General features: G+C 67.2%; 14 protein-coding genes and 1 pseudogene. 9 read left to right on the top strand and 6 right to left on the bottom strand.

Features of this window, described 5'->3' with window-relative positions; all coding sequences use genetic code 11:
* Positions 1-21: 21 nt before the first annotated feature.
* The 5 genes from E5675_RS21920 to E5675_RS14760 all read right to left on the bottom strand — a co-directional run bounded on the left by E5675_RS21920 (position 22) and on the right by E5675_RS14760 (position 15,386).
* The gene (locus E5675_RS21920) at positions 22-7,428 is read right to left on the bottom strand and encodes a hypothetical protein (protein WP_136175185.1); all 7,407 of its coding nucleotides are present in this window, start codon (positions 7,426-7,428) and stop codon (positions 22-24) included.
* Positions 7,429-7,457: 29 nt separating this feature from the next.
* The gene (locus tag E5675_RS14775) at positions 7,458-9,194 is read right to left on the bottom strand and encodes a ShlB/FhaC/HecB family hemolysin secretion/activation protein (protein WP_247594634.1); all 1,737 of its coding nucleotides are present in this window, start codon (positions 9,192-9,194) and stop codon (positions 7,458-7,460) included.
* Positions 9,195-9,456: 262 nt separating this feature from the next.
* Entirely contained in the window at positions 9,457-10,215 is a 759-nt protein-coding gene (locus E5675_RS14770) for a hypothetical protein (RefSeq protein ID WP_136175183.1), read from the bottom strand.
* Complete coding sequence (locus tag E5675_RS14765; RefSeq protein WP_136175182.1) at positions 10,202-12,292, bottom strand: adenylate/guanylate cyclase domain-containing protein; 2,091 nt, start codon at positions 12,290-12,292, stop codon at positions 10,202-10,204. Before E5675_RS14765 ends, E5675_RS14770 begins: the two co-directional genes overlap by 14 nt.
* Before the next feature lie 4 nt (positions 12,293-12,296).
* Positions 12,297-15,386 carry a CHAT domain-containing protein gene (locus E5675_RS14760; RefSeq protein WP_136175181.1) on the bottom strand — a complete coding sequence of 1,030 codons (3,090 nt, stop codon included), beginning with the start codon at positions 15,384-15,386 and terminating at the stop codon, positions 12,297-12,299.
* A gap of 210 nt (positions 15,387-15,596) precedes the next feature.
* Between E5675_RS14760 and E5675_RS14755 the strand changes: the two genes are divergently transcribed.
* From E5675_RS14755 to grxD, 3 genes are read left to right on the top strand one after another with little or no spacing between them, the layout of a single operon-like run.
* A complete protein-coding gene (locus tag E5675_RS14755) occupies positions 15,597-15,923 on the top strand; it encodes a DUF1476 domain-containing protein (protein ID WP_136175180.1) in 327 nt (108 codons plus the stop codon).
* A gap of 10 nt (positions 15,924-15,933) precedes the next feature.
* On the top strand, positions 15,934-16,167 hold the full coding sequence (locus E5675_RS14750; protein WP_136175179.1) for a BolA family transcriptional regulator: 234 nt from the start codon (positions 15,934-15,936) through the stop codon (positions 16,165-16,167).
* A gap of 49 nt (positions 16,168-16,216) precedes the next feature.
* Entirely contained in the window at positions 16,217-16,549 is a 333-nt protein-coding gene (grxD, locus tag E5675_RS14745; RefSeq protein WP_136175178.1) for a Grx4 family monothiol glutaredoxin, read from the top strand.
* 116 nt (positions 16,550-16,665) lie between these two features.
* Here the strand turns inward: grxD and E5675_RS21760 are convergent.
* Positions 16,666-16,851 (bottom strand): annotated as a pseudogene (locus tag E5675_RS21760) (hypothetical protein); the annotation flags it as partial.
* A gap of 472 nt (positions 16,852-17,323) precedes the next feature.
* Between E5675_RS21760 and E5675_RS14730 the strand changes: the two are divergent.
* From E5675_RS14730 to nadA, 6 genes are all read left to right on the top strand, one after another.
* Positions 17,324-17,692: a BlaI/MecI/CopY family transcriptional regulator gene (locus tag E5675_RS14730; RefSeq protein WP_037555531.1), complete on the top strand. Its 369-nt coding sequence runs from the start codon at positions 17,324-17,326 to the stop codon at positions 17,690-17,692.
* Positions 17,689-19,353: a M56 family metallopeptidase gene (locus E5675_RS14725; protein ID WP_136175177.1), complete on the top strand. Its 1,665-nt coding sequence runs from the start codon at positions 17,689-17,691 to the stop codon at positions 19,351-19,353. Before E5675_RS14730 ends, E5675_RS14725 begins: the two co-directional genes overlap by 4 nt.
* A gap of 150 nt (positions 19,354-19,503) precedes the next feature.
* A complete protein-coding gene (locus tag E5675_RS14720) occupies positions 19,504-20,424 on the top strand; it encodes an MBL fold metallo-hydrolase (RefSeq protein ID WP_136175176.1) in 921 nt (306 codons plus the stop codon).
* Positions 20,421-21,035: a DUF4230 domain-containing protein gene (locus E5675_RS14715; protein ID WP_136175175.1), complete on the top strand. Its 615-nt coding sequence runs from the start codon at positions 20,421-20,423 to the stop codon at positions 21,033-21,035. Before E5675_RS14720 ends, E5675_RS14715 begins: the two co-directional genes overlap by 4 nt.
* Before the next feature lie 66 nt (positions 21,036-21,101).
* Complete coding sequence (locus tag E5675_RS14710) at positions 21,102-21,815, top strand: adenylate cyclase (RefSeq protein ID WP_136175174.1); 714 nt, start codon at positions 21,102-21,104, stop codon at positions 21,813-21,815.
* Positions 21,816-21,881: 66 nt separating this feature from the next.
* Positions 21,882-22,871, top strand: a complete 990-nt coding sequence (nadA, locus tag E5675_RS14705; RefSeq protein WP_136175173.1) for a quinolinate synthase NadA — start codon at positions 21,882-21,884, stop codon at positions 22,869-22,871.
* Positions 22,872-23,579: the final 708 nt, after the last annotated feature.

Below are 23,579 nucleotides of genomic sequence, written 5' to 3'. Positions count from 1 at the left end.
CGACGTCAACCGAAACGCTTGTTACTGCGCGGGCGGCGTCCAGAGATCGTCGTTGCCCGCGCCGGTCACCGGATCGTCGAGAAGCGGTGCGCCGGTTAGCGGGTCCACCTCGCGCATCGTGATCAGCGGCTGCGGCAGGGTGTTGCCTTCGCCTGCGCTGTCCTCGTCGCCGTCGATCTCCTCGATGACATCCTGCACCGGGAAATTATTGTCGAAAACGACGGTGGCGCAGACGTTCGGGCTAGAGATAAGGCAGCCGTTGACCGTCGACCCCCGATCATAGCTGCCGACGGTCGGCACCGCGCCGGCGACGGTCAGAAGCTGGAGCGTGTCGAGGCCGGTCACCTGGCCGTTCGGGCCAAGCTGCACGCCGTTAACGACGATGCGCGAGCGCCCCTGGGTGACGACGTCGAGCCCGCCGGTGCCGAAGGTCAGCCCGCGGCGCTGGGCGAGGTCGGTTCCTGCCCCGCTGTTCTGGACATAGAAGCCCCCGACTACCTCGGCGCGGATGCCGCGTGCGAAGAGTGCGCCTTCGTCGAGGAGGACGCCGTCATTCTGTGCGAGCCGCGTGTTGATCGCGCTGGTCGAGGTGGCCGCGCCGACATCGGCGATGGCTCCGGCGGTGGCGACGATGACGTCTTCGGAGACCATGTTGAGCTGCCCCGCGGGGCCGGCGCCGTTCACGAGCCGCACGCTTCCTTGGCCGAGGACGACTTCGAGCGCATCGCCCGCGACGAGATTGAGCGTGTTGGCGTCGGTGAGACCGGTCAGTTCGGCATTGCCGACCACGCGCATCTTGCCCGGCGTGCGGATGGTCAGCGCGCCGTTCGCGCCGAGATTCGAGTTCGATGCACCTCCCGCCATGGTGAAAGTGTCGACGATGAGGTCGGGCGGGGCCGCCGACCCGACCGAGGTTCCGCCGGCGGCCTGTACCGCAGGCGCGAAGATTTCGATCTGGCTGCCATAGAGGCGGGTCAGCTCTTCGGCGTCGATATGATAGCCCGTGACACTCGTGCCCGATGCGCCGCCGACGAAGGTCTGGTTGTCGCTATTGTTGTTCGCGACCGACAATTGCTGGGTTACGCCCGCGGTGCCGACGCGGCCCGCCGAGCCTATCGCTATGTTCGCCGAGGCGAGCGCGATCGACTGGCCGGTGACGACGCCGGTGATGCCGAGCGATGCGAGCGCGCTCGCGTCGATGCTGCCCGCGACGGTCACGCTGTCGAGATTGAGGAACCCGCCCGAATTGGCGAGGATCGCGTTGGCGGCTGTGAGCGTGCCGATGCTCATGCCTTCGGCTTGCGTTCCGAAGTCGGCCGTTCCGGCGACGTCGGCGCTTGCAATCGACAGATCGCCCGTCGCCCGGACGTAAGCGTCGCCGACGTCGGTGTTGAGGGACGCAAAGGCCAGGTCGCCGCCGCCTTCGATGCGGATCGCATCGGCGCTGGCATCGATCGGGCCTGCGGCGAGCAGGCTGCCAATACGGATATCGCCGTCGCTGCTGTTCAGGCTGGTCGCGCCGAGCACATTGGCCGCATCCACATCGATGCCGGTCGCGCCGGTCAGCGCGACATTCTGGCCTTGGACCGAGGTGAGACCGATGGCGTTGCTCGCCGTCAGCGTCACGTCCCCGAGCGCGCGAACGCCGCCGCCCGCAATGCCCGCCGTCGACGACATCACGATGTCGGCGCCGCTTCCGTCGCCGACGCCGATGGTGAAGATCGGACTTCCCGAACCCGAGGACAAGCTGAGGATACGCGTGTCGGCGCCCGCGCCGGTCGCGCTGACATTGACTGCGTCGATGTTTCCCGGCGCGTTGACGGTGAGGTCGTCGCCTACGCTGACGTCGGTCAGGCTGGCGGTCGTTCCGGCGACGACGAGCATGTCTTCGCCCGCGATGCCGCCGTCGATCGATGCGCCGCCCCCCGCGCTTATGCCGAACATGCGCGCCGCGGAGCTGTCGGTCAGCGCGGCGTCGCCTGCGGCGATGATGAACAAATTGCCTTCGGTGACGAGACCGTTGCCATCGACATAGCCACCGTTCGCCTGCGCCGAGGCATCGATGTTGCCATCCGAATTGAGAAAGATGTCGCCGCCCGCGATGAAGCTGCCCGAAAGATCGTCGGCGGAGAAGATCGAGATCGTGCCGGCGACGTCGGCGCCGTTCACCGAAACCGCGCCGCCGGTGCCGAAGGCGAAGAAGGAGGCGTCGCCCGTCACCGGGCCGCTCAGCGCGATGCTGTTCGCGAACAGGTTGATGTTGCCGCCGGCCGCGATCGATCCGCCGCTGATACCCTCGGCGCCCGGCGCCGTCCCGTCCGCCGACAGACCGACCGTCAGGCCCGCGTCGATATTGTTGAACGCAATCGATTGCCCCGAAACCTGGACGAAGCCGCCCGCGCTCGAATTGCCGAGATCGACCGCGCCGGGCGAGGTGATATCGATATTGCCGCCGGTGATAATCGAATTGAGGCCGGTTGCGAAGCTGGCGGCGTTCGCGGTGAAATCATTGACGGCTTCGGCATGTTCGACGGTCGTCGCGCCGGTGCTGGTGAGCGTGATGTCGCTGCCGGCGAGGCCGTCGACGCCGATCGTTCCGTCGGTGGTCAGCGACAGCGCGCCGCCCGCGGCGATCAGGCTGTCCGGCGCGCCGCTGATGCTCGTGACCGCATTTGCGGTCAGGCTGTCGCTTGCGCGCAGCGTCGGGCCGCCGCCTTCGCGCGCATCGTGGCGGATGTCGATCTGGTCGCCCGCGTCGATGGTCAGAATGCCGTCGACATCGACGATGCCGTTCGACTGGGCATGGACGCCGACGGAGCCGTCTGTGGTCAGCGAGACGTCGCCCTGGCTGACGATCGTGCCGCCGGTCGGCGCGACGAAGATTCCCGCGAGCGCGGTGTCGGTGTCGTTGTTCGTTGGGGCGGCGATCCCCAAAGCTTCGGCATCGAGGCCGGCGAAGCTGATCGTGCCGCCCGCACGCAATTCGATGCGCCCGGCAAAATCGCCGTTCGCCGCAATGCTCGTAGGGCCGAGGTCGATCTGGCCGGCACCTGAAGCGCCGACCGCCGTTTCGATCACGACGCGGCCACCTGTGGTCTGCCCCGAAATGCCAAGCGCGCCATCCACGCCGCCACCTTGGCCGTTGCCGCCGCTGCCGCCCTCGCCCGAAAGGCCGCTCGAAGTGATATCGACCGTTTCGCCGTTCGAGGTGATCGTCCCGCCGGTTGCGGCAAGGCGAACGGTGCCGCCGGTTCCCGCGCCGCCGTCGCCGCCGTTGCCCGACTGATTTCCCTCACCGAAGCTGCTGTTGCTGCCGAGGCCGCCCGCGCCGCCGGAGCCGCTGCTCGATAGCGAGACGGCGTCGTCGCCGCTGTCGAGGCCAAGTGCTACGGTGCCGCCTTCGTTCGCCGCAATCTCGATCGCGCCGCCTTGCCCGTTGCCGCCGTTGCCGCCGTCGGGGGCGGCCGCCGGGAAGGAGCTGAAACCCAGCCCGCCCGCGCCGCCGTTGCCGCCGATGCCGCCGGATACGAGGTTGCTCTGGATCGCGGTCAGGCTCGCTCCCGCGCCCTCGGCCGCGATGCGCGAGGTGCCGCCGGTGCCGTTGCCGCCGCCGCCGCCCGCGCCGTCGGCACCATTGGCGCCATTGCCGCCGGTGCCGGTCGAATCGATAATGACCGCGAGGTCGCCGGCCTCGAAGCCGGTGACGATCGCCTGCGCCGTCCCGCCGAAGCCGTCGCCGCCATTGCCGCCGACATTGTGATCGCCGCCCGCGCCGCCGGAACCGAGCGCGACGCTGCTCGCCGCGCCGACGCCGTCGATGGCGGTTTCGAGCGCGATCGTCGCGGTGCCGCCACGGCCGGTGCCGCCGGTGCCGCCGACGCCGATGCCGGTCGAGGGAGCGCCGCTGCCCGAGAAAAAGCTGTAGCCGCCATCGCCGCCAATACCCGATGCGTCGGCGATCACGCTGCTCGCGGTCGTCGTGCCCCCGCGCACATTGACGGTCGCCTCGCCGCCGATGCCCTCGCCCGCGTTGCCTGCGTCGCCCACTATCCCGTTGAAGAAGCTGTCGAATTGGCCGCCGTCGCCGCCCGTGCCGAGCGCATTCGCCTGAATGACGCTGGCATCGACGACCGCTGTGCCGTCGATGCTGATCGTTGCGGTGCCGCCACGGCCGACGCCGCCATCGCCGCTCGCGACGATGTTGAGTGGGTCGAAATCGTCACCGGTCACACCGATACCGCCGGTGCCGCTGGCCGAGGCGATAATGTCGGCCGCGGTGATCGTGCCGCCCGACAGGTCGATCGTCGCGATACCGCCGACGCCGGTTCCCGACGTGCCTTGCACGGCGCCACCGAAGCCGTCGGCGGCAACGCTTATGTCACCAACCGACACGGTCCCGCCCGTTTGGCTGAAGGTGGCACTGCCGCCGGTTCCCGTTGCGCTGTCCGCCCCGCCGCCGCCGAGGCCATTCGCCGAGAGATCGAGGACGCCGCCGGTGAGGGTGCCGCCCGCGACCTCCACCGTCATCGTGCCCCCCTGGCCGTTGCCCGCGGGAAGTTCGACGCCGGGCGGTGTTTCGCTCTCGGCCTGGGTCTGGCCGCCGGCCGACGCGAACAGGTCGCCCGTGTCGATGCGGCTGCTGTCCGTCGCATCGGCTTCGACGCGGATCAGGATCGCGCCACCGGCGCCGGTCGGATCGGCCGCGCCGGATGTCGCCGCGCCGCCCGAGCGGCCGTCGGCGAACAGGTTGGCGCCGATACCGAGGTCGATCGTGCCGGCGTCGGCGATCAGCTGGATCGTGCCGCCGGTGGCCGCCGTGCCCGCCGCGCTGATGCCCGTCGTGGCGCTGGCGTCGAAACGGTTGGTCGCGTCGAGCGTTGCGACAAACTGTCCGCCGTTCTGCGCGAAGATGTCGATCGTGCCGCCCTGCGCCGTGCCGCCCGTGCCGGTAACATTGGCTGTGTTGCCGCTGGCATCCACGTCATAGACCTCGGCCTGGATCGTTCCGCCATCGGCGAGAAAATCGACATTGCCGCCGATGCCGTCGCCGGCGCTTTGCCGGACGGTGTCGGACATGCTTCCGCCCATCGCCTGTGCGGTGAGGCGGTTGCCGGTGGTGATCGTCCCTCCGGCGGTCGCGCTCACCGCGATATTGCCGCCCGTGCCCGCTCCAAAATTCTCACCGGCGGGGTTGAACGGATAGGGGTTCATGCCGACGGCGAAAAGGTTGATGAAGCCGCTGCTGCCGATCGTCGACCCGTTCGTCGCGGTCAATGTCACATCGTTCGCACGCGCGTTGCCCGACTGGCCGGTCGTGCCGCTGGGGGTGGTGGCGGTTCCGGCAGCCGCGGACGCGTCGAGCACGACCTGGGTGAACTGCGCGTTGGCGCCGCCATCGACGATCAAGCGGGCCGAACCGCCCAGCGCGTCGCCGCCGGTCGTATTCTCGCTTCCTCGAGCGTTGCCGCCACTCCCGATACCGAAGGCGCCGAGATTGCCCAGCGACACGACCGAAGTCGCGTCGGCGTTGATCAGTATTTCGGCCGTCCCGCCCGTTCCGTTGCCGCCATTCTGGGTCTGGAAGCTACCAAAACTCCCGCCGCCTTCGCCCGTCGCGTCGACGAAGCTTTGCGTTGCCGAGAGGAAGGATCCCGCGCCCGACACCGCGATGCGCGCCGTGCCGCCGGTGCCGTCGCCCGACTGGGTCAGGCCGAAGCCGCCAAATCCGCTCGCGTCGAGCGAAAGCAGGGCTGCCGGTCCGACGCTGCCGCCGCCCGCGACCGTCAGGCTGGCGGTGCCCCCGGTCCCGCTGCCGTTGACGGCGGGAGCGGTGCTGAAGCTGTTATCCCCGCTTCCGACCGCGTTGATGAAGATATTGCCGGCGGTCAACGAGCTGCCGCCGTTGCTCACCGAAATGCTGGCGCTGCCCCCGCGTCCGTTGCCGCTTGTGCCGCCCGCGTCGAGGTCGCCGAAGCCATTGGCTTCGACCGTGACCCCCGCGGTCGTCACGCTGCCGCCCGTGATCGTCAGGCTGGCGGTGCCGCCCTGCGCATCGCCGGTGACCGCGTCGGGCGTGCCCGAGGCCGAGATGGTGAGCGCGCCGGGCGTCGAGAGCGTCCCTCCGGTGACGTTTATCGCGGCGTTGCCGGGCGTTCCGCCACGGCCGCCCGACTGGACCGTGAGGGTCCCCGTCGCGCCGCCCGACTGATTGGCGCCGATAGAAACCGTCGCGCTGGCGTCGCCGATGAAGGTCCCGCTGCCTTCGACGAAGAACTGTCCTTCCGCTGACAGCGGCGTGGGCGATCCGGGCAGCACCTGTGTCGGCCCGGCGGCAAAGGTGCCGCTGGCGCGCGCGATCGTATTGCTGCGGAACAGCGTATCGCTGGCGGCGATGTTCGCCGCGGTCGCATTGGCGGGCGCCGCGGCGATTTCGCCGCCGACGATATTATAGCCCGCCGACAGGCGCACCGCACCGTCGGGATCGACCTGCGCCGACAGTGCGTCGTCATAGCCGATCGCGCCCGAAACCAGCATCGTCACCGCGTCATTCTTGGGAATGGCGACCATATAGATACGGCTCTGGTTGCCATTGGCGTCGAGGTGCGCCGGACCGGTGGTCGTGCCCGTATGGGTGATCGCGTCACCGCCTTCGGCGCCGACGGTCACGTCGATGTCGAAGAGGCCGCCGTTGATGCGGATATTCGCCTGCTCGGCGGCGACATAGGCGGCCGATCCGTCGACGCGGACGGCACCGGCCTGCACCACGCGCGGCGCGACCAGCGCGACATAGGAGCTGCCGGGACTGCCGACGATATCCGCATTGATCGCGCCGTTCACGGTGATCGCCGACGTGCTGCCCGACGCGCCGCTGAAGCGGATCGTGCCGCCGGGACCGAACAGGCCGCCGGTCGTCACGATGTCGTTCGTCGTGAGCAGCAGGCTGCCGACGTTGACCACTCCGCTGGCGCCGATCAGGATGCCGCCCGCGTTGTAGAACCAGATATTGCCCCCGCGCGGGCCGCTGGTTGATCCCGTATAGGAGTTAACCGTCCCGTTGAGGGCGATCTGGCGGCCGAGCGATCCGCCGCCGCCGTTCACGAAGCGGTTGAGGACGGTATAGTCGCCGGTGCCGACGAAATTCATATTCTCGCCAGCGGGCAGAAAATCGATCGCGCCGCCCGTCGGCGCGGTGTCGGTCGGCACCCAGTTGATGATGCTTTCCGTCCCGCCGACATTCACCGTCGTCGTGTTGGTCGCGCCATCGTTGCCGATCGAGCCCGTGCCCGATACGAAGCTGCCCGAACCGGCCACTTGCGCTTGCGCCGGGCCGCCATGGGCAAGCGCGGCGATACCGGCGGCGATCGCGCAACTGGTCAGCAGGTGCTGCTTGCCTTTACGGACGGGCGAGAAGGTGGCGGTGGCACGCATGGCAGTGGTCCTCGATGCAAAGATCATGGTCAGCGCGCCCCTACGCCGAATTGGGTGGTCAGCGACACGAGCAGTCGCGGATCGGGCCGTTCGGTGAGGAAGCCGCCGCGGTTGAGCGGTACCGCGAGCGTGACGTCGAGCCGGCCGAGGTTGCCATAAGCGACACGCACGCCGCCGCCCGCTGAATAGAGTTTTTGCGGATCGAGTCCGTCGAAGGCGGTATCCTTGTTCCACACCCAGGCGGCGTCGAAAAAGACGAAGGGCTGAAAGGCGAAGGCGTTCGTATTGGCGGGAACGAACGAGCCATAGCGCGCTTCGAGCGCCACCGCGACGCCGCTGTCGCCGATCACCGTGCCGGGGTCGAAGCCGCGCCCGACGGTGAAATTGCCGCCCGAAAATTCTTCATAGGCGAGCAGCGGGTCGGCCGCCCATTGCGCGCGCGGCGCCGCCGACAGTGTGAACGCTTTTGCGGGCCGCCATTCGGCGAGCGCGTTGGCTCGAACGAGGAATGCGTCGGGCTTGCCCTCGATGCGCGTCAGCGGCACCGCGCCGGGCAGGAAACAGGCCGTGCCGCCCGGGCCGCAATCGTCGCTGGCGCCAAGGAAATCCAGACCCTGCCGCGCTTCGAGCGAGGTGGCGAGCGACCAGCGTGGTTCGCCGGGGTTATAGCCGCCGCGACCAGCGATCGAGGCGGGGTCGATCCAGCTGGCGTCGGCGCGCAGGCCCAAGACACGCAGCCGGTCCTTGTTGAGCGGCACCCCGGTCAGGCTGATGTCCTGATCGATGATGTCGAGCCCGCCGCCTACGCTCAAGCGCCGCGCCTGCGTCAGCACGAGCGGATAGGAACCGAACAGGCTGACGATCTGGGTATTCGACTTGATCGGCAGGCCAGCAAGGTCGGGACGTGTCCAAGCATAGGTGTAGCTGGCGCCAAGGCGCAATCCTTCGCCGCCGACGCGGAACTCGTGCGACGCCTGGACCACTTTCTGTTCGTCGAAATCGGGCGTCGCATAGAAGCTGACCGTGGTGAGGTCGCCCATGCCGGTCAGGCCGGCGAAGCGCGCGCGTGCATTGCCGCCCCAGCGGCCGACGTCGCGCGATCCCATATTTTGCGCATTGAAGTCGAAGGTTACGGGCGTGCGCGTGACGGTCACTTCGCCGATGACCTCGCCGGCAACCGCGCCGGGACGTAGCGTCAGCCGTGCGTCCATCCCCGGGATGTCGCGCGCCAGCAGCAGGTAACGTTCGGCATCGGCGATATTGAACACCGGCGCGTCGTCGAGCCGCGCGAGATAGCGTTGCAACAGCCCTTCGTTAGCGCCCGCGTCGCCGCGCACTTCGATGCGCGTCATCCGCGCCGAAAGGATGTCGAGCCGGACGATGCCGTCGCCGATCGTCTGCGGCGGCACGCGGACCGCGGCGAGATAGCCCTGCGACCGCAGGATCGTCGCGGCGCGGTCGCGAATCTCGCACACCGCGGCAATCGACAGCTCCTGTCCGACGCGATCGGACCAGCTCGGAGCGAGCAGGCTGTTGTCGATGCCTTCGACGCGCGAAAACTCGACCCCGCGCAGCGTGAAGCGGATATTCGCGAATTCGGGACTGGCAAGCGGGCAGGGCGCGCGTTCGATGCCGTCGTCGATCGCGACGATCTGTTCGCCGGGCTGCGCGGCGGGGGGCAGCGCCGGGCGCTGGATTTCTTCGCGCGTCGGGATTTGCGGCGTTGCCTGTGCCCATAGAGGGGCAGGCAGCGCGGCCGCGATCAATCCCGCCGAGCCGGCCAATAGCCTGCGGATCGCCGCGTGCCTGGACCTTGCGGCCCCATGAAATCCCATATCCCCCGACACGGCCATCACCACCCCTTGCGTTCGGGCGCACCCGATTGCGGGGCGCCCATTTCATTGGCTCCGCCGATAGCCCGACGCAGCGAATTTCGACCCAGGGAAGGTTCCGCCACGCGACAGGCGGTATTTCCCGGGAATAATATCAGACGGATAGGGCGCGTTCAATCGCGGCCTTTACCTCTGCTCAACCCGCCTCCGCTTCCGACATCGTATCGACGAGGCGGTTGAGCTGCGGCGTGCAACCCTTGCTCATCAGCATGTCGACCGACCCCTCGGGCGTATCGGGGGCGTTTTCGACAGCGGCGAAACGCACCGTCACCGGCTGCGCCAGCCCGCCGCCCGAAAGGCGGTATTCGGCGCCATATTGCACCGGCAGGACGTCGGTCGGCCATTTGCGAAAATTGGCGCCATCGACGATCGCGACGGTCGTCTTCTTGCCGCCGCTTTCGATCTCGAGCGCGGTATCACCCTGCATATTGGGGCGCCATAGCATCAGCAATGCGGGATCGAGGACGCAAAAGGTCCCACCCTCGCGATAGTCGAGGAGCCAGAGATTGGGCGCGCGATGCTCGGCCGGGATCGGGTCGTCGGGGCCGCGCGAAAACCCGCCGCGCGACCGCATCGTCGGCCCCTTGGCGAGCATCCGGCTGACATTGCCGCCCAGCGACTGGCTCGCCTGCACGGTGCCGGTGGCGCCAAAGGTGCCGGGACCGGACAGCGTCCGCGTCTTTCCCGACTGCATCAGCACGATCCGGTCGCCGGCGACGAGGGTCAGCTTGTCGGTCGATTTGAGCCGCGCGCCGGCCGGATATTTGGCGGCCGACGGGCCGGTCGAGCGGACGACCATCGATTGCGCGGCGGCGGCGGTGACCATGGTCATGGCGGCGACGGCAGCAGCGGCGGTCAGGCCGAGGCGGCGTATCGGGAAGTCAGGAAAGGACATAGCTTTCTCCCTTTTCGGTCTCGTTCAGGCGTTCGATCAGGAACAGGATGGAAGCGTCCTGGGCGAACTCCGCGGCCAATGCTGTGGCGGCGGTCACATAGGCATTTTTATCGCCCGCCGCGTGCGCCGCGACAAGCGTGGCGATGCGGGCGCGCCGTTCCGGGACAAGATCGGGGCGCGGGGTGAGGACGTCGACCGGCTGCGCCCTTCCGCGCAGCGTCACGCGGCCCATCGGGACGAGATCGTCGCGGCCCGAACGGGCGGCCGCCTCGGCAGAAATCAGCACGCCGGTCTTCAGGCCCTTGTTCGCCGCCTCGAGCCGCGAGGCGGTGTTCATGCTGTCGCCGAGCGCGGTGTACTGGATGCGCCCTTCGCCGCCGAAATTGCCGACGATCGCGTCGCCGACATGTAGGCCGACGCGCGTCATGCCGATCGGGGGCAGGTCTTCGGCGGCGAGATCGGTGCGGAATTTTTCGCCCGCTTCGTACATTGCCAATGCCGCGGCGGCCGCCCGCTCGCCGTCGTCGGCGCGGCTGAGCGGCGCGCCCCAGAAGGCGACGATGGCGTCGCCGACGAACTTGTCGATCGTCCCCCCGTGGTCGAGCACGATGTCCGAAAGGCGATCGAGATATTCGTTGAGCAGCCGCGCGACGGTCTCCGGCGTTACCGCGTGGCTCAGTTTGGTGAAGCCTTCGAGGTCGGTGAAGACGCAGAAGATGTTGCGTCGCTCGCCGTGCAGCGAAAGCTGGTCGGGATCGCGCAAGATCTGCGCCGCGACGTCGGCGGGCAGATATTTGCCGAGCGCCGACTGGGCGAAGGCGCGCTGGCGCGATCCTATCGTGCGCGCCGCGGTGCCCACCGCGGCATAGCCGAACAGCCAGCCGACCGCCCAGCCGAAGGTCGGCAGCGTCGTCGTGTCGATGCCGCGCCCGTGTAGCCAGAAGGGGAAGGCGACGAAGAAGGTCATCTGTCCAAGGAAGGCCAGTGCGACCCACCGCGCGCGCAGGTCGATCAGGCTGGTGAGTCCGCCTGCGGTGACGATCAGGATCGCGAGCACCCAGAGCGCCGGCGCCCCTATCGGGCGCGGCCACGCGTTATCAAGCTGTTGCGCGAGCATATGCGCGTGCACCTCGAGCCCGATCATCGTTTCATGCTGGCCGGTGATCGCGTCGGGAAAGCGGCTCAATGGCGTATTGAACTGGTCATTGTCGATGATGTCGCCACCGATCAGCACATAGCGCCCCTTCACCAATTCGGCGAAGCCCGCGCGCATTTCGGCATCCATCGGCATCGCGAAGGTATCGATCGGGATGTTGGCGAACACCGGCTCTTCCTGCCCCGCGGCGGCGCGCGCGGGGACAAGAAAGCGGATGCCGCCCTGATAATCGGCGTAGGCCGGATCGACCGGGGCCAGCGCGTTCGCCATCAACGGGGGCAGATTTGCCGGTCGATGGGGCCATTTGCGGATCACGTCGTCTTCGTCGGTACGGAACAGGACGCTCGTCGGCCCGGTCTTCGCGGTCGTCACGTCGGCTATGAAGGATTCCAGAAACTTCTGCTGCTCGTAAAAGATGGTGTTCGGGTTGCTCGCCTGTTCGGCATAGGCGAGCCATGTCGGCGTCCGCATCGCGCGGAGCTGCGCCTTCAGCGCTTCGTCGTCGGGACGCGGCGAATCGAACGCGATATCGATGCCGATCGCCTTCGCGCCCATCTGGTCGAGATTGCCGAGCGCGTTCGCGAGCAATGTCCGGTCGAGCGGCGAGCGGATGCCGGTGTTGAACAGCGTTTCGTCATTATAGGTGACGAGGGTGATGCGCCTGTCCTGTTCGACCTTGGGCGCCATCAGCGTTGCGCGCGCATCATAGAGCGCACGCTCGGCGGCGTTGATCAGGGGCATCTGCCAGCTGAAACGCGCGATCAGGATCGCGACGACCAGAAAGGCGATCGTCGCCGCCATCCGTGACGGACCGAGCTGTACGACCAGCCGCCGCACACGCTTGCCGAGCGGCACCGTAGCGCGCCGGTCGTCCTGCGCGAGCGAGTCCGGGGCGGGGATGATGGTTTCGGGCGCGTTCATCGGATTAGCGGCCGGCGCGGCCGGCGGCCTCTCCCCTTCGCGCGGTGGTTGTGACGCGGTCGAGCAGCTTTTGACCGCCGTCGCCGATGATCGCGAAGCCCGCCCAATAATAGGGGTGCGAGGTCTGCTGGTCGTCCATCAATCGCATCTGCGTCGCCCACAATGCGTCGGCAACGCTTGCCCCCTCGCCGGCGGTGAACAGGCCCCCGATCAGCCTTTTGGTCGCGTCGAAATCGTCGGGCGCGGGCCAGTGGCTGGCGATCACCGAGCGGCCGCCGGCGCCGATGAAGCTGCGCACGAGCCCGTCGAGCGCGCTGCCGCCGCCCGAAAGCCCCGTCTCGCGCGTCGCCGCGACGCTCGCCGCCCCGGCGGTATCGCAGGCCGACAGGATGACGAGGTCGGCGTCGATCCGGAGGTCGAAGATTTCCTGGAAGGTGAGGAGGCCGTCCGACTCGCCGCCGCCGAACGAGGTGACGAGCGCCGGGCGCGCCGGACATGACGGGCGCGGCGCGGTGACGAGGCCGTGCGTCGCGAAATGAATGATGCGATAGTCGGCGAGGTCGGCGCGGCTCTTGACCGCCGTGTCGGTGAAGGCGCCTCCCGTGAGAAGGGTTCCGGCGGCGCGGCCGACGGCATCGCGCGCGGTGATCAGCTCATCGGCCGAGATCGGGCGGCCCCATTGCGCGACGTCCCACAGGCAGTCGGCGTCGACGCTGCCGTCCGCCGCGCCGCGGGTGCCGAGCGAGGGTAGGCGGCCCTCGACGGGCAGATTCTCGCCGAGCCCGAAATATTGACGGTTCGCCTTGGACGGCGGCGCTTGCCGCGCGTTGCGAAAACCGAGCGTCGATACCGCGGTGCTTGGCCGTGTGGCGCGGCCGAGCCAAGCGATCTGGCGCATGTCGAACGGATCGGCGTCGGGGTCGAGTTTCCGCTGTTCATAGTCGGCGAGCCCCGTGTCGGCGGTGATCAGCAGATTGATCGGCAGTCGCAGCATCGCGCCGTCAGGTTCGAAGATCAGGTGCGGCACCGCCGGTAGCTTTGCAGCGACGGGACCGAAGAGCTGGCCGTAGAGCTTGTACGAGGTTGCGGCATCGAAGGGATAGGTAACGCGGCGGCCATTTTCGACGATCGAGATCGTCGATCGGATCGTGTCGACCGCCCGGTCGAGCTCCGACGCGCCGATGTCCGATTTCCAGAGTTGCGCGCCATCCGGTTCGATCAACAGCGCATAGACGCCCTCGCCGACGACGAGCATCTTCAGATAGGCTTCGTCCGGCCGCAGCACCTGCTGCAATTCGGCAAGGTCGAGCTTGCCCGACGCGACGACGCGATATTGCGGAAAGGCCGCCAGCTGGACGAGGGTTTCGGACTGCTGGAACGCCAGATTGTCGAGCTGCGTCCTGATGTCGGCGCGCAGCGCACCCACTTCGGGCGTTTCGGGAAGCTGCGCGAGGCGGGCGTCTTCGATCCGTGCGCGCTCGATGTCGCGGTTCAGCGTCGTCGCCTGACGGAACAGCCGCGCGCCGTCGTCGCTGCCACTCGACAGTTCACGCGCCAGCACCGCCTGCGTATCGGCGACGCCGGGGCGGATCTGAAGCTGGCTCGCGACAAAGAATTCGCCGACCGCGGCCGGGTCTGTCGCCGCGCGGTTCGCCAGCAGCCGGTAATAGGGTGCCATCATATTCGCCATGCCCGCGGTAGAACGCTGCGAGTTCGCGAGCGCGGTGACGACCTCGCCATAGATTCCTATCGCCTTTTCGTCCTGCGCGTGACGGGTGAGGAAGGCGGCATAGCGCGCGCGCGCCGAGGCGAGCGCAGTGGTTTCGGGATATTCGACCGCGAGCAGGTCGACCGATTGGGTGAAACGCGCGTCGGCGCTGCCGATGTCGCCGATCGCTTCTTCGGCCAGGGCGAGTTCGCCGAGCATCTGCGAGCGCAGCCGGATGATTGAGGTCACGCGGCCCTGACGCACGGCCAGCGCGTCGCCGAGTCCTTTCAGTTGGGCGGTTTTCGCGGCCTCGGCATTGCCGCGGAGCCGTTCGACGGTGCCGAGCAGGTGGACCGCCTGCGCGTCGATGATTTGCGCGCGCTCGGTCGGGGTAAGCCGCTCGCGATCGTTCGCCTGACGGACGAGGCGGGCATTGTCGCCGCTGTTGACGCCGGCGACGATTTCGGGGGTCAGTGTTACCGCGTCGCCTGCAACCGTCACGCCGGTGGTCAGCGGGGCGATCGGCGCCTGGAGCAGTACCGCCGCGCGATCATAATCGCGCTGGTTGAGCGCGTTGATCGCGCGGAAATTGCGGCGGAGGCGGAGCTGGACCGGGTCGCCGGTCGGGATCGCCTCGACCTCGGCGAACAGGCGCTCGGCTTCCGCGAATTCGCCAAGGTTCGAGCGTTGCAGCGCGCGGTTCAGCGTGAATTCGGTAGGGTCGATGCCGGCCGCTGCCTGTTCGCCCTCCGCCCGGCGCGACAGCGCCTCGAAAAATTCGGCGGCCTCGGCATAGTCGCCGCTATGGTTGCGGCGATATCCCTCGGCGAGCGCCTTGTCGATGTCGATCGTCCCCGCGAGCGTGCGCGCGAAGCCGTCATTGTCGCCGACCGAGATTGTCGCGACCTTGATCACGCCGGGGGCGACCCGGCGCTGGCGCACCGATTCGAGCGCGATCCTGAGTGCATCGTCATAGGCGGCGAAGCCTTCGACGCTGTAGCTTGTGTCGCCGTCGGTTTCGACCCGCGTCGTCCACGCGACGTCGCTGTTCGCGATCTTGCACGTGCCATCGGCGGCGCAGACGATCGTGCCCGCACGGGCGCGTTCGATCCGTGCGCGCGCCGTATCGGCGTCGGCGCGCAGCACGCGCACCGTGCCGACGGGCTGGCTGGCATCGCGGCAGATGATCGTCCAGGCGCGGTCGAACATGCCCTCGATCACGCGGTCCTGGACGGTGGCCTGCACCTCGCACAGCGAGCCGCCCTGTTCGCCGATCGCAAAACTGTCGCGGAGCGTCGGATCGCCTCCCTGCGCCCGCGCAGTTCCCGGCGCGGCCAAGGCCAGCGCAGCCAGAACCGGCGCGAAATGCGAACGTCGAGCGGCCATTACCCAATCCCCCAAACACAAGCGCGAAGGCGCCGTGCCGACGCGATGCCGGCAAGGCGCAGTCTCCATTGCTGCGGTACGACCCATTCCCTTGACGACAAACCCTAAACCCTTCGTAAGCGAAAGGGAAGTGATCTGCCGCACAGGCGGCTTGCGCCGCCGGGGTGGCCGACCTATCTGCAAAGGGAGATTCATTGGCACGAGGACAAGATGAGCGCATTCGACGATCGGGAACGGGCTTTCGAAACGAAATTCGCACGCGACCAGGAGGTGCAGTTCCGGATCACCGCGCGCCGTAACCGGCTGCTCGGTGAATGGGCGGCCGAGCGCATGGGACTGACCCCCGAGGAAACCGACGCCTATGCCAAGGCGGTGGTGCAGGCCGATTTCGAGGAAGCGGGCGACGAGGACGTTATCCGCAAGCTTGCGGGCGACCTGACCGCCGCGAGCGTCGAGATCAGCGACGCCGAAATCCGCGCTGCGCTGAACGACAAGACCGCCGAAGCGCGCCGCCAGTTCATCGACAGCCAGAACTGAGGCGATCGTCATGGGAATGCGCGAGGATGATCTGCGGGCGATGATCGTCGCGGCCTTTCCCGACGCGGAGGTGACGATCACCGACCTCGCCGGCGACAACGACCATTATGCGGCGCATGTCGTCAGCGCATCCTTTCAGGGAATGACCCGCGTCGCGCAGCACAAGGCGGTTTATGCCGCGCTCGGCGGGCGCATGGGCGGTGAACTTCATGCCTTGCAATTGACGACCGCGATCCCCTCATAGGGGGAAGATGTTTTGCGGGCGCGATGGCGCGCCTGACCGGAGACCGACAATGACCGACCCCGCTACTCACGACCGCATCGCCAAGCTGGTCGCCGACAACCCCGTGCTGCTCTTCATGAAGGGCACGCCGCTCTTTCCCCAGTGCGGCTTTTCCTCGCGCGCGATCGCGATGCTCGACCGGCTCGGTATCGCATATGAAACCGTCGACGTGCTGCAGGACATGGAAGTCCGCCAGGGCATCAAGGAATTTTCGGACTGGCCGACGATCCCCCAGCTTTATGTGAAGGGCGAGTTCGTCGGCGGCAGCGACATCATGATGGAAATGTGGGAAGCAGGCGAACTGCACACGTTGATGGACGGGATTCCCACGCGCGCCGAATAAGGGGGCGTTCCCGGAGAACAAAAGCCCGCCGGAGCTTCGGTTCCGGCGGGCTTTTTTGTCCGCTTTGGGGTGGTGAGTGGATGACGACATAAGGAGGCTTCGGCGTCTTCATATTCATAGGCGAGAATCTCGGCGGCGAGGCGCTTCGGCCGTTGGCCGCTCGTCTGCGCGGCGCGATCGAACATCGCTTTGATCTCTTCATTCTCGAACAACCGCGCGTACATCGCCGTGGTGATCGCGAGGCCGTGTTTTTCGAGCGCGGGGGCGGTCGATTTGACGGTCGCCTGCGTGTGGACTGCCAGGCGCGCTCGCCGAGGCGCTCGCCGCGTTCATGACGGTGCTCGACCGCTACAGTCCGGCCGACCTCCTTTCGAAGCGTGCGAACCTGGCCGCTCTGTTCGGCATGCCAGAAGTTTCGAGGGGCTGAAAAAGCGTCCGGGGGGCGGGGCCTTTCGGCCGCTCCGCCCCCCGTCTGCATCGGGGGTAAGTGGGGTTTTCCCGGGCGGGGGCAGGGGGCATCAGGGACCAGACCGATGCCCCCCACCGCTCCATTTGAGCGGAACACTCGGGAACACATGATAATATACAAGTGCTGTGCCAGTTTCGGGGCTTTGCGGATTCCGGCGCAAGACGCTGGTTAGCAATTTCTTACCGATGACGAACGGTGTCAAATATTCCGACACAATACCGTTCAGCTTCGTTCAGCAAGCGTTCAGCCCTTTGACTACATTTGTAGTCGCATCAGATCGACGGGTGCCAATGGGAGGGGTCCGCATGGCAGAACGAGCAAGCGAGTCGGAGATGCAGGTGCTGTCGGCGCTGTGGGACAAGGCCCCGCAGACCGCCGCCGACCTGACCCGGCGTATCGGCACCATCAACGGCTGGACGCAGGCGACGGTCAAGACGCTGCTCGCGCGGCTGGTCCAGAAGGGTGCGGTGACGGCCGAGGCCGACGGCCGGCGCTATCTCTACAGCCCCGCGATCGAGCGCGCCGACGCCGTCGGCGAGGAATCGCAGCGTTTCGTCGATCGCCTGTTCGGCGGCCGCGTCAGCCCGCTGATCGCGCATCTCGCCGACCGCGAGGCGCTCTCCGATACCGACATCGCCGAGATCGAGGCGCTCTTGAAGAAGCTCAAGTCGTGAGCGCCGCGCTGCTGCTGGGCGCGTGGGGCGACACGCTGATGACCACGGCGGTTCTCGTCCTCCTGGTCCTGATCATCCGCAAACCCTTTGCACGGCATTTCGGCCCGCGGCTGACCTATGCCTTGTGGGTGGTGCCTGCGCTGCGGCTGGTGCTGCCGCCGCTGCCTTTCGCCGACCCGGTGATGGTGATGTCCGCGCCTGTGGCTGAGGCGGTAGAAATTGCGCCGGTCGGCTTGCCGGTCGCCGCGCCCGGAGCGGTCGCCGAGCCCTTCTGGTCGCTCGCCGAACTGACCCCGCTCCTCTTCGCCATTTGGGCGGCCGGAGTGGCTGCCGTGCTGGCCGCGGCGATGGTGTCGCACCGCCGCTTTCGGCGCGAGGTTCTGAACGATGCCGTCGAACTGAAGCCCATCGGGGCCATCCGGCTGGTGATGTCCGATGCGGTCGACGGCCCGGTCGCCTTTGGCCTGTGGCAGCGCTATGTCGCGGTGCCGCACGATTTCTTCGCGCGCTATGTTGCCGAGGAGCGCGCGCTGGCAATCGATCACGAGCTGTCGCACCATCGCCACGGCGATCTTTGGGCAAACAGCGTGGCGCTCGTGCTGCTCGCGACCCAATGGTTCAACCCCTTCGCCTGGCGCGCGATCCGCGCCTTTCGCTTCGACCAGGAGGCCGCGTGCGACGCGCGCGTCCTGAGCATGGTCGATCGGGAGGAGGCCGATCGGGAGGGTCGCGACCGGACGGCGAGCTATGCGACCGCGATCGTCAAGGCGGCGGTCGGCCCGCGCCTGTCGCTCGCCGCACCGATGGCGGTGCACGACAATCTGCAGGAGAGGCTGACGATGTTGACGCGGCAGGATATTTCGAAAAAGCGCGGCCTTGTCGGCCGGCTGCTCGTCGGCGGCGCGACGCTGGCGGTGCTCGCGACGACCGCGACGCTCGTTCCGGCGGGCATCGTCGTGGCAAAGGCGCAGACGGCCGATGTCCCCGCGCCGCCCGAAGCGCCGCTGCCGCCCGAAGCCCTCGAGGCCCCGGGCGTCATGGTCTTCACCGAGCATCGCGACGATGTCACGAACGACGAGGGCGGCAAAAAGCGCGAAGTCCATCGGATCGTGATCCGCGAGGACGGCAAAAAGGCGCCCGCCGCCATGTCCGCCCGCATCGATGGCAAGGACGAGGCGCGGCGTATCGAAATCCGCACCCCCGGCAGCCTTTCGCGCGACGATGTCCTCGCGACGCTCAAGGAGCAGGGCATCTCGGGCAAGCGCGCCGAAGCGATCGCCGACAGGCTGGAGGCGAAGCGCAAGGAACGGATCCGCACGGTCATGGCGCCGATGCCCCCGATGCCGCCCCTGCCGCCGATGCCGCGCGTCGCTTGGTCGATGGACGGCAAGACGGTGATCATGGGCAAATGCGGCGACGGCACGAAGGCAGCGCCGCTCGTCAAGCAGGAAGAGACGGACGGCAACAAGCACAGCAGCGTCCATATGTTCTCCTGCGGCGACACGGCGGAGAGTCGGGCAGCACGGCTGTCGGCGCTCAAGAAGGCGCGCGATAGCTTCGCCCAGGCCAAATGGGCGCACACCATGTCAGAGGAGATGCGCGCCAAGGTCGCCGCCGATCTCGAAAAGGCGATGGCCGATATGGAGAAATCGGGCCACTGAGCCCGACCAGCTTCGACGCCGGCCTTTGCTCCCCGGTGGGGCCGGCGGCAGGGGCGGGGAAGGGAGCGGCCCATGTCGCTCCCTTTTTCGCGTCCCGATTTTTGGCCTTCGTCCCTTTTCCTTCGCGGCGTGCGATGCCACATGGGCGGCATGAGCGACGAAAAGCCATGGCCCGACAGCATCCGCGCCGGCGAGTGCGAACAGCATGAGCCGCTGGTGCGCCGCGTGCTCGCGCCGAACCCCTCACCCTATACCTTCACCGGCACCCAGACGTGGATCGTCGGCGCGGGCAGCGATGTGGCGGTGATCGATCCGGGTCCGACCGGCTCGGGGCTGAGCATCGGCGATCCCGCCGACATCAACGGCGCGGGGCATGTCGATGCCATCCTGCGCGCGGTGGAAAGCCAGCGCGTCGCGGCGATCCTCTGCACCCACACCCACCGCGACCATTCGCCTGCCGCCGCGCCGCTTAAGCAAGCGACCGGCGCGCCGATCATCGGCTGCGCGCCGCTGGCGCTCAACGACGATGGCCCGCGCGCCGATTCGGCGTTCGACTCCGACTATGCGCCCGACCGGATCCTGACCGACGGCGAGCGGATTTCGGGCGACGGCTGGACGATCGAGGCGGTCGCGACGCCGGGGCATACGTCGAACCACCTTTGCTTCGCGCTCGTCGAAACGGGCGCGCTGTTCACCGGCGATCATGTCATGGCCTGGTCGACCAGCGTGGTCAGCCCGCCCGATGGCGACATGGCGGCCTATATGGCGAGCCTGTCGAAACTCTATGATCGCGGCGACCGCGTCTATTACCCCGCGCACGGGCCGGCGGTCACCAAGCCGCGGCAACTGGTGCGCGGGATGCTCGGCCATCGCAAGCAGCGCGAGCGGCAGATATTGCGGGAACTCGAAAAGGGCACAAGCGTCATCCCCGATATGGTAAAACATATGTACAAGGGGCTCGACCCGCGGCTCACGGGGGCAGCCGGCCGTTCGGTGCTCGCGCATCTGATCGATCTTGAAAATCGTGGCCGCGTCGCGCGCGAGGCCGAAAGCTGGAGGCTGGTGGCGTGAGCAAAGGCCTTTTCCGCGCGGTCCTTGTCGTGCTCCTCGCGCTGGCGCTGTTCTTCGGCTGGCGTGCGTGGCAGGACTGGCAGCGCGGCTATGATCCCGAAACCGTCGTCGCCGCGAGCCTGCAGGGATTGCAGGAACAGAATGTGCTGGTTCCCTTCACCGCGCGCTATGTCGCGGTGGTGACCTCGACGCAGAGCCGGCTCGGGCTCAGCGCGAAGAAGACGCTGATCATGCCGGGAACGGTCCGCTACGAGCTCGACCTCGGTAAGCTCAAACAGTCGGACCTCGACTGGGACGCGACGACCAACGCGCTGACCGTCACGCTGCCGCCGCTGCGCCTCGCGGGTCCCGAGATCGATATCGATGCGATCAGCGAGTATCGCGACGGCGAAATCCTGCTGACGCTGACCGACGCCGAACAGACGCTTGACGCCGCCAATCGCAAGCGCGCGCAGGAAGAGCTGATCAAGCAGGCCAGGGGCACGACGCCGATGCGCCTCGCGCAGGGCGCCGCGCGCACCGCGATCGAGCAGAGCTTCGCGATGCCGCTCAAGGCCGCGGGCATCGACGCGAAGGTGACCGCGCGTTTCGCCAACGCATCGGCTGGGTAAAAACCGGGCTTTTCGTGCTTTTTCGGCCACGCTATTCTCCCGCCGGGTCGGGTAGGGGAAACGGGCATGGCTACAACGACAGGCGGCGCCGCGCGCGTCGAGCTTTTCTGGCATCGCATGGCGATCGGCCTCGCGATATTCATCATATTTGGTTTTCTGCAATTTGCGCTGCGCGGCTTCGTCGATCCGGTCGCGGCGCCGTTTTGGGTGCATGTCCACGGCGTGGCGATGCTGGCGTGGCTGGCGCTGCTGATCGCGCAGCCTACGTTCGTTTCGCGCGATAATCTGGCGCGGCACCGCCAACTGGGGCGGATCGGCGGGCTGCTGGCGATCTTTATCACCGGCCTCGGCATCTTCACCGGCGTCGCATCGCTTATCCTGAACCGCTTCCCGCCCTTTTTCACGCCGCCCTATTTCCTCGCGCTGACGGTGACCGAGTCGTTGGCCTTCGGTGCGATAGTCGCGTGGGCGCTCCGGCGGCGGCGCGCGACCGACTGGCACCGGCGGCTGATGATCGGGGCGACCATCGTGATTCTCGAACCAGCGCTGGGGCGGCTGCTCCCGATGCCGCTGATGATAGGCTGGTCGGACATTCCGGTCGGACTGGTGCAACTCGGCGTCGTCGGCATCGTCGCGCTTTACGACCGCCGCACGCTTGGCCGGGTGCATCCGGCGACGAAGGCGGTCGCGGCGGTTGTCATCGCGGTGCGGCTCACCATTTATCTCCTGTCGATGACGCCCCCCGTCATCGCGCTCGCGGAGCGGCTGGCTGGCGGTTGACCGCGTTGCCCTGTCGCGGGGCAGGGTGTAGGGGGGCGCCAAGGCTAAGCCATATAAGGAAATGCCATGACTGCTCCCATCCGCGAGAATCTCTCGGGCCTCGACCTTCGCGCCGAAATCGAACGCCTCCGCAAGGAACGCAACGCCGTCATTCTCGCGCATTATTACCAGAAGCCCGAGATTCAGGACCTCGCCGATTTCGTCGGCGATTCGCTCGAGCTGTCGCGCAAGGCGGCGGATACCGATGCCGAGGTCATCGCCTTTTGCGGCGTAAAGTTCATGGCCGAGACCGCGAAGATATTGTCGCCCGAAAAAACCGTGATCCTGCCCGACATGGACGCGGGTTGCAGCCTCGAGGACAGCTGTCCGCCCGCACAGTTCAAGCGCTTCCGCGAAGCGCACCCGGATCATATCGCGCTGACCTACATCAATTGCTCGGCGGCGGTGAAGGCGCTCAGCGACATCATCGTCACCTCGTCGAGCGCCGAGACTATCATCAGCCAGATCCCGCCCGAACAGAAGATCATCTTTGGCCCCGACCGCCACCTCGGCGGCTATATGAATCGCAAGTTCGGGCGCGACATGCTGCTGTGGCCTGGCGTGTGCATCGTCCATGAGGCGTTCAGCGAGACCGAACTTTTGAAGCTGAAGGCGCAACACCCGGGCGCGCCGGTCGCGGCGCACCCCGAATGCCCGCCGCACATCGTCGACCATGCCGATTATGTCGGCTCGACGAGCGGTATCCTTCAGTTCGCGAAGAGCTTTCCCGGCGACACGCTCATCGTCGCGACCGAGCCGCACATCATTCACCAGATGGAACTCGCACTGCCCGAGAAGAATTTCATCGGCGCGCCGGGAGCCGACGGCAACTGCAACTGCAACATCTGCCCCTATATGGCGCTCAACACGATGGAGAAGCTCTACCTCGCGCTACGCGACCTTCAGCCGCGGATCGAGATGGACGAAGACCTCCGCCTCGCCGCGCGCAAGAGCCTCGACCGGATGCTCGAAATGGCGTCGGGCACGGTGGGCAAGGGCGATCTGGGGCGCGCCTGACGCGCGAGTCGTCGACTCGATTCGGGATGAACAAGCCGATTCGTGTTTCCCGGTCCGCGTCGGCGAATCCGAAAATGCTGCGGCGCTGTTACAAAAATGCTGCGGCGAATCCACTTGTTGCTAATGCCGGACTTATCCACAAGCGTGGGCCCTTTTGGGCGGCTTTCGGCGCATTTTTTGTTGGCGGCCCGAACGCTTCATGTCAGCTTCAAATCATCGGACGATAGAGACGTCGGACCACCGGGACATCAAGGGTAGTTGCAAGACTAGCCGGAAGAGAACGGACGGACAGACGAGGAAATCGACCGGTAGCCTGATCACGGAACGTAGCGATTCCCACGAGTTGATACGAACCCGATCGGGTACAGGAAATGCAGTCCATCGCTTGGACAGCGACCGCTTCGGCGGACGCAAGAAGAGATGATGAAGGGCTTTCCAGGTGCGGCCGGCCCCCGAAAGGGGGCCGACCAAACCGTCGCCGGATTGCTCCGGCGGGCATCGCGACGCATCGTTTTGCGGGCCGCTGATCGCGAGAGAAGCGGACCGGGATGAAGCGAAACGGAGCCGGCAGGGCAAAACCGGATAGTGGGGGTTGGCAGCGATGTCGGCCCCCATTTCGCATGGCCGGCCGGTCCGGCGTCACGCGGCACGGCATCGCCTTCTTTCCTAATTTGCTCCGCGCCGCACACACGCGCTCCTCGAGCCGTT

Source organism: Sphingopyxis sp. PAMC25046 (assembly GCF_004795895.1).
Classification (GTDB): Bacteria; Pseudomonadota; Alphaproteobacteria; order Sphingomonadales; family Sphingomonadaceae; genus Sphingopyxis.
The sequence above is the reverse complement of the archived record's forward strand: the minus strand, read 5'-3'. Positions and strand labels throughout refer to the sequence as shown.

What these genes read in the sequence shown, in the direction of transcription:
- E5675_RS14760 (WP_136175181.1), bottom strand. Translation starts at nt 15,386, where the DNA reads ATGGCCGCTCGACGTTCGCATTTCGCGCCGGTTCTGGCTGCGCTGGCC.
- E5675_RS14770 (WP_136175183.1), bottom strand. Translation starts at nt 10,215, where the DNA reads ATGTCCTTTCCTGACTTCCCGATACGCCGCCTCGGCCTGACCGCCGCT.
- E5675_RS14720 (WP_136175176.1), top strand. Translation starts at nt 19,504, where the DNA reads ATGAGCGACGAAAAGCCATGGCCCGACAGCATCCGCGCCGGCGAGTGC.
- E5675_RS14755 (WP_136175180.1), top strand. Translation starts at nt 15,597, where the DNA reads ATGAGCGCATTCGACGATCGGGAACGGGCTTTCGAAACGAAATTCGCA.
- nadA (WP_136175173.1), top strand. Translation starts at nt 21,882, where the DNA reads ATGACTGCTCCCATCCGCGAGAATCTCTCGGGCCTCGACCTTCGCGCC.
- grxD (WP_136175178.1), top strand. Translation starts at nt 16,217, where the DNA reads ATGACCGACCCCGCTACTCACGACCGCATCGCCAAGCTGGTCGCCGAC.
- E5675_RS14750 (WP_136175179.1), top strand. Translation starts at nt 15,934, where the DNA reads ATGGGAATGCGCGAGGATGATCTGCGGGCGATGATCGTCGCGGCCTTT.
- E5675_RS14765 (WP_136175182.1), bottom strand. Translation starts at nt 12,292, where the DNA reads ATGAACGCGCCCGAAACCATCATCCCCGCCCCGGACTCGCTCGCGCAG.
- E5675_RS14710 (WP_136175174.1), top strand. Translation starts at nt 21,102, where the DNA reads ATGGCTACAACGACAGGCGGCGCCGCGCGCGTCGAGCTTTTCTGGCAT.
- E5675_RS21920 (WP_136175185.1), bottom strand. Translation starts at nt 7,428, where the DNA reads ATGCGTGCCACCGCCACCTTCTCGCCCGTCCGTAAAGGCAAGCAGCAC.
- E5675_RS14730 (WP_037555531.1), top strand. Translation starts at nt 17,324, where the DNA reads ATGGCAGAACGAGCAAGCGAGTCGGAGATGCAGGTGCTGTCGGCGCTG.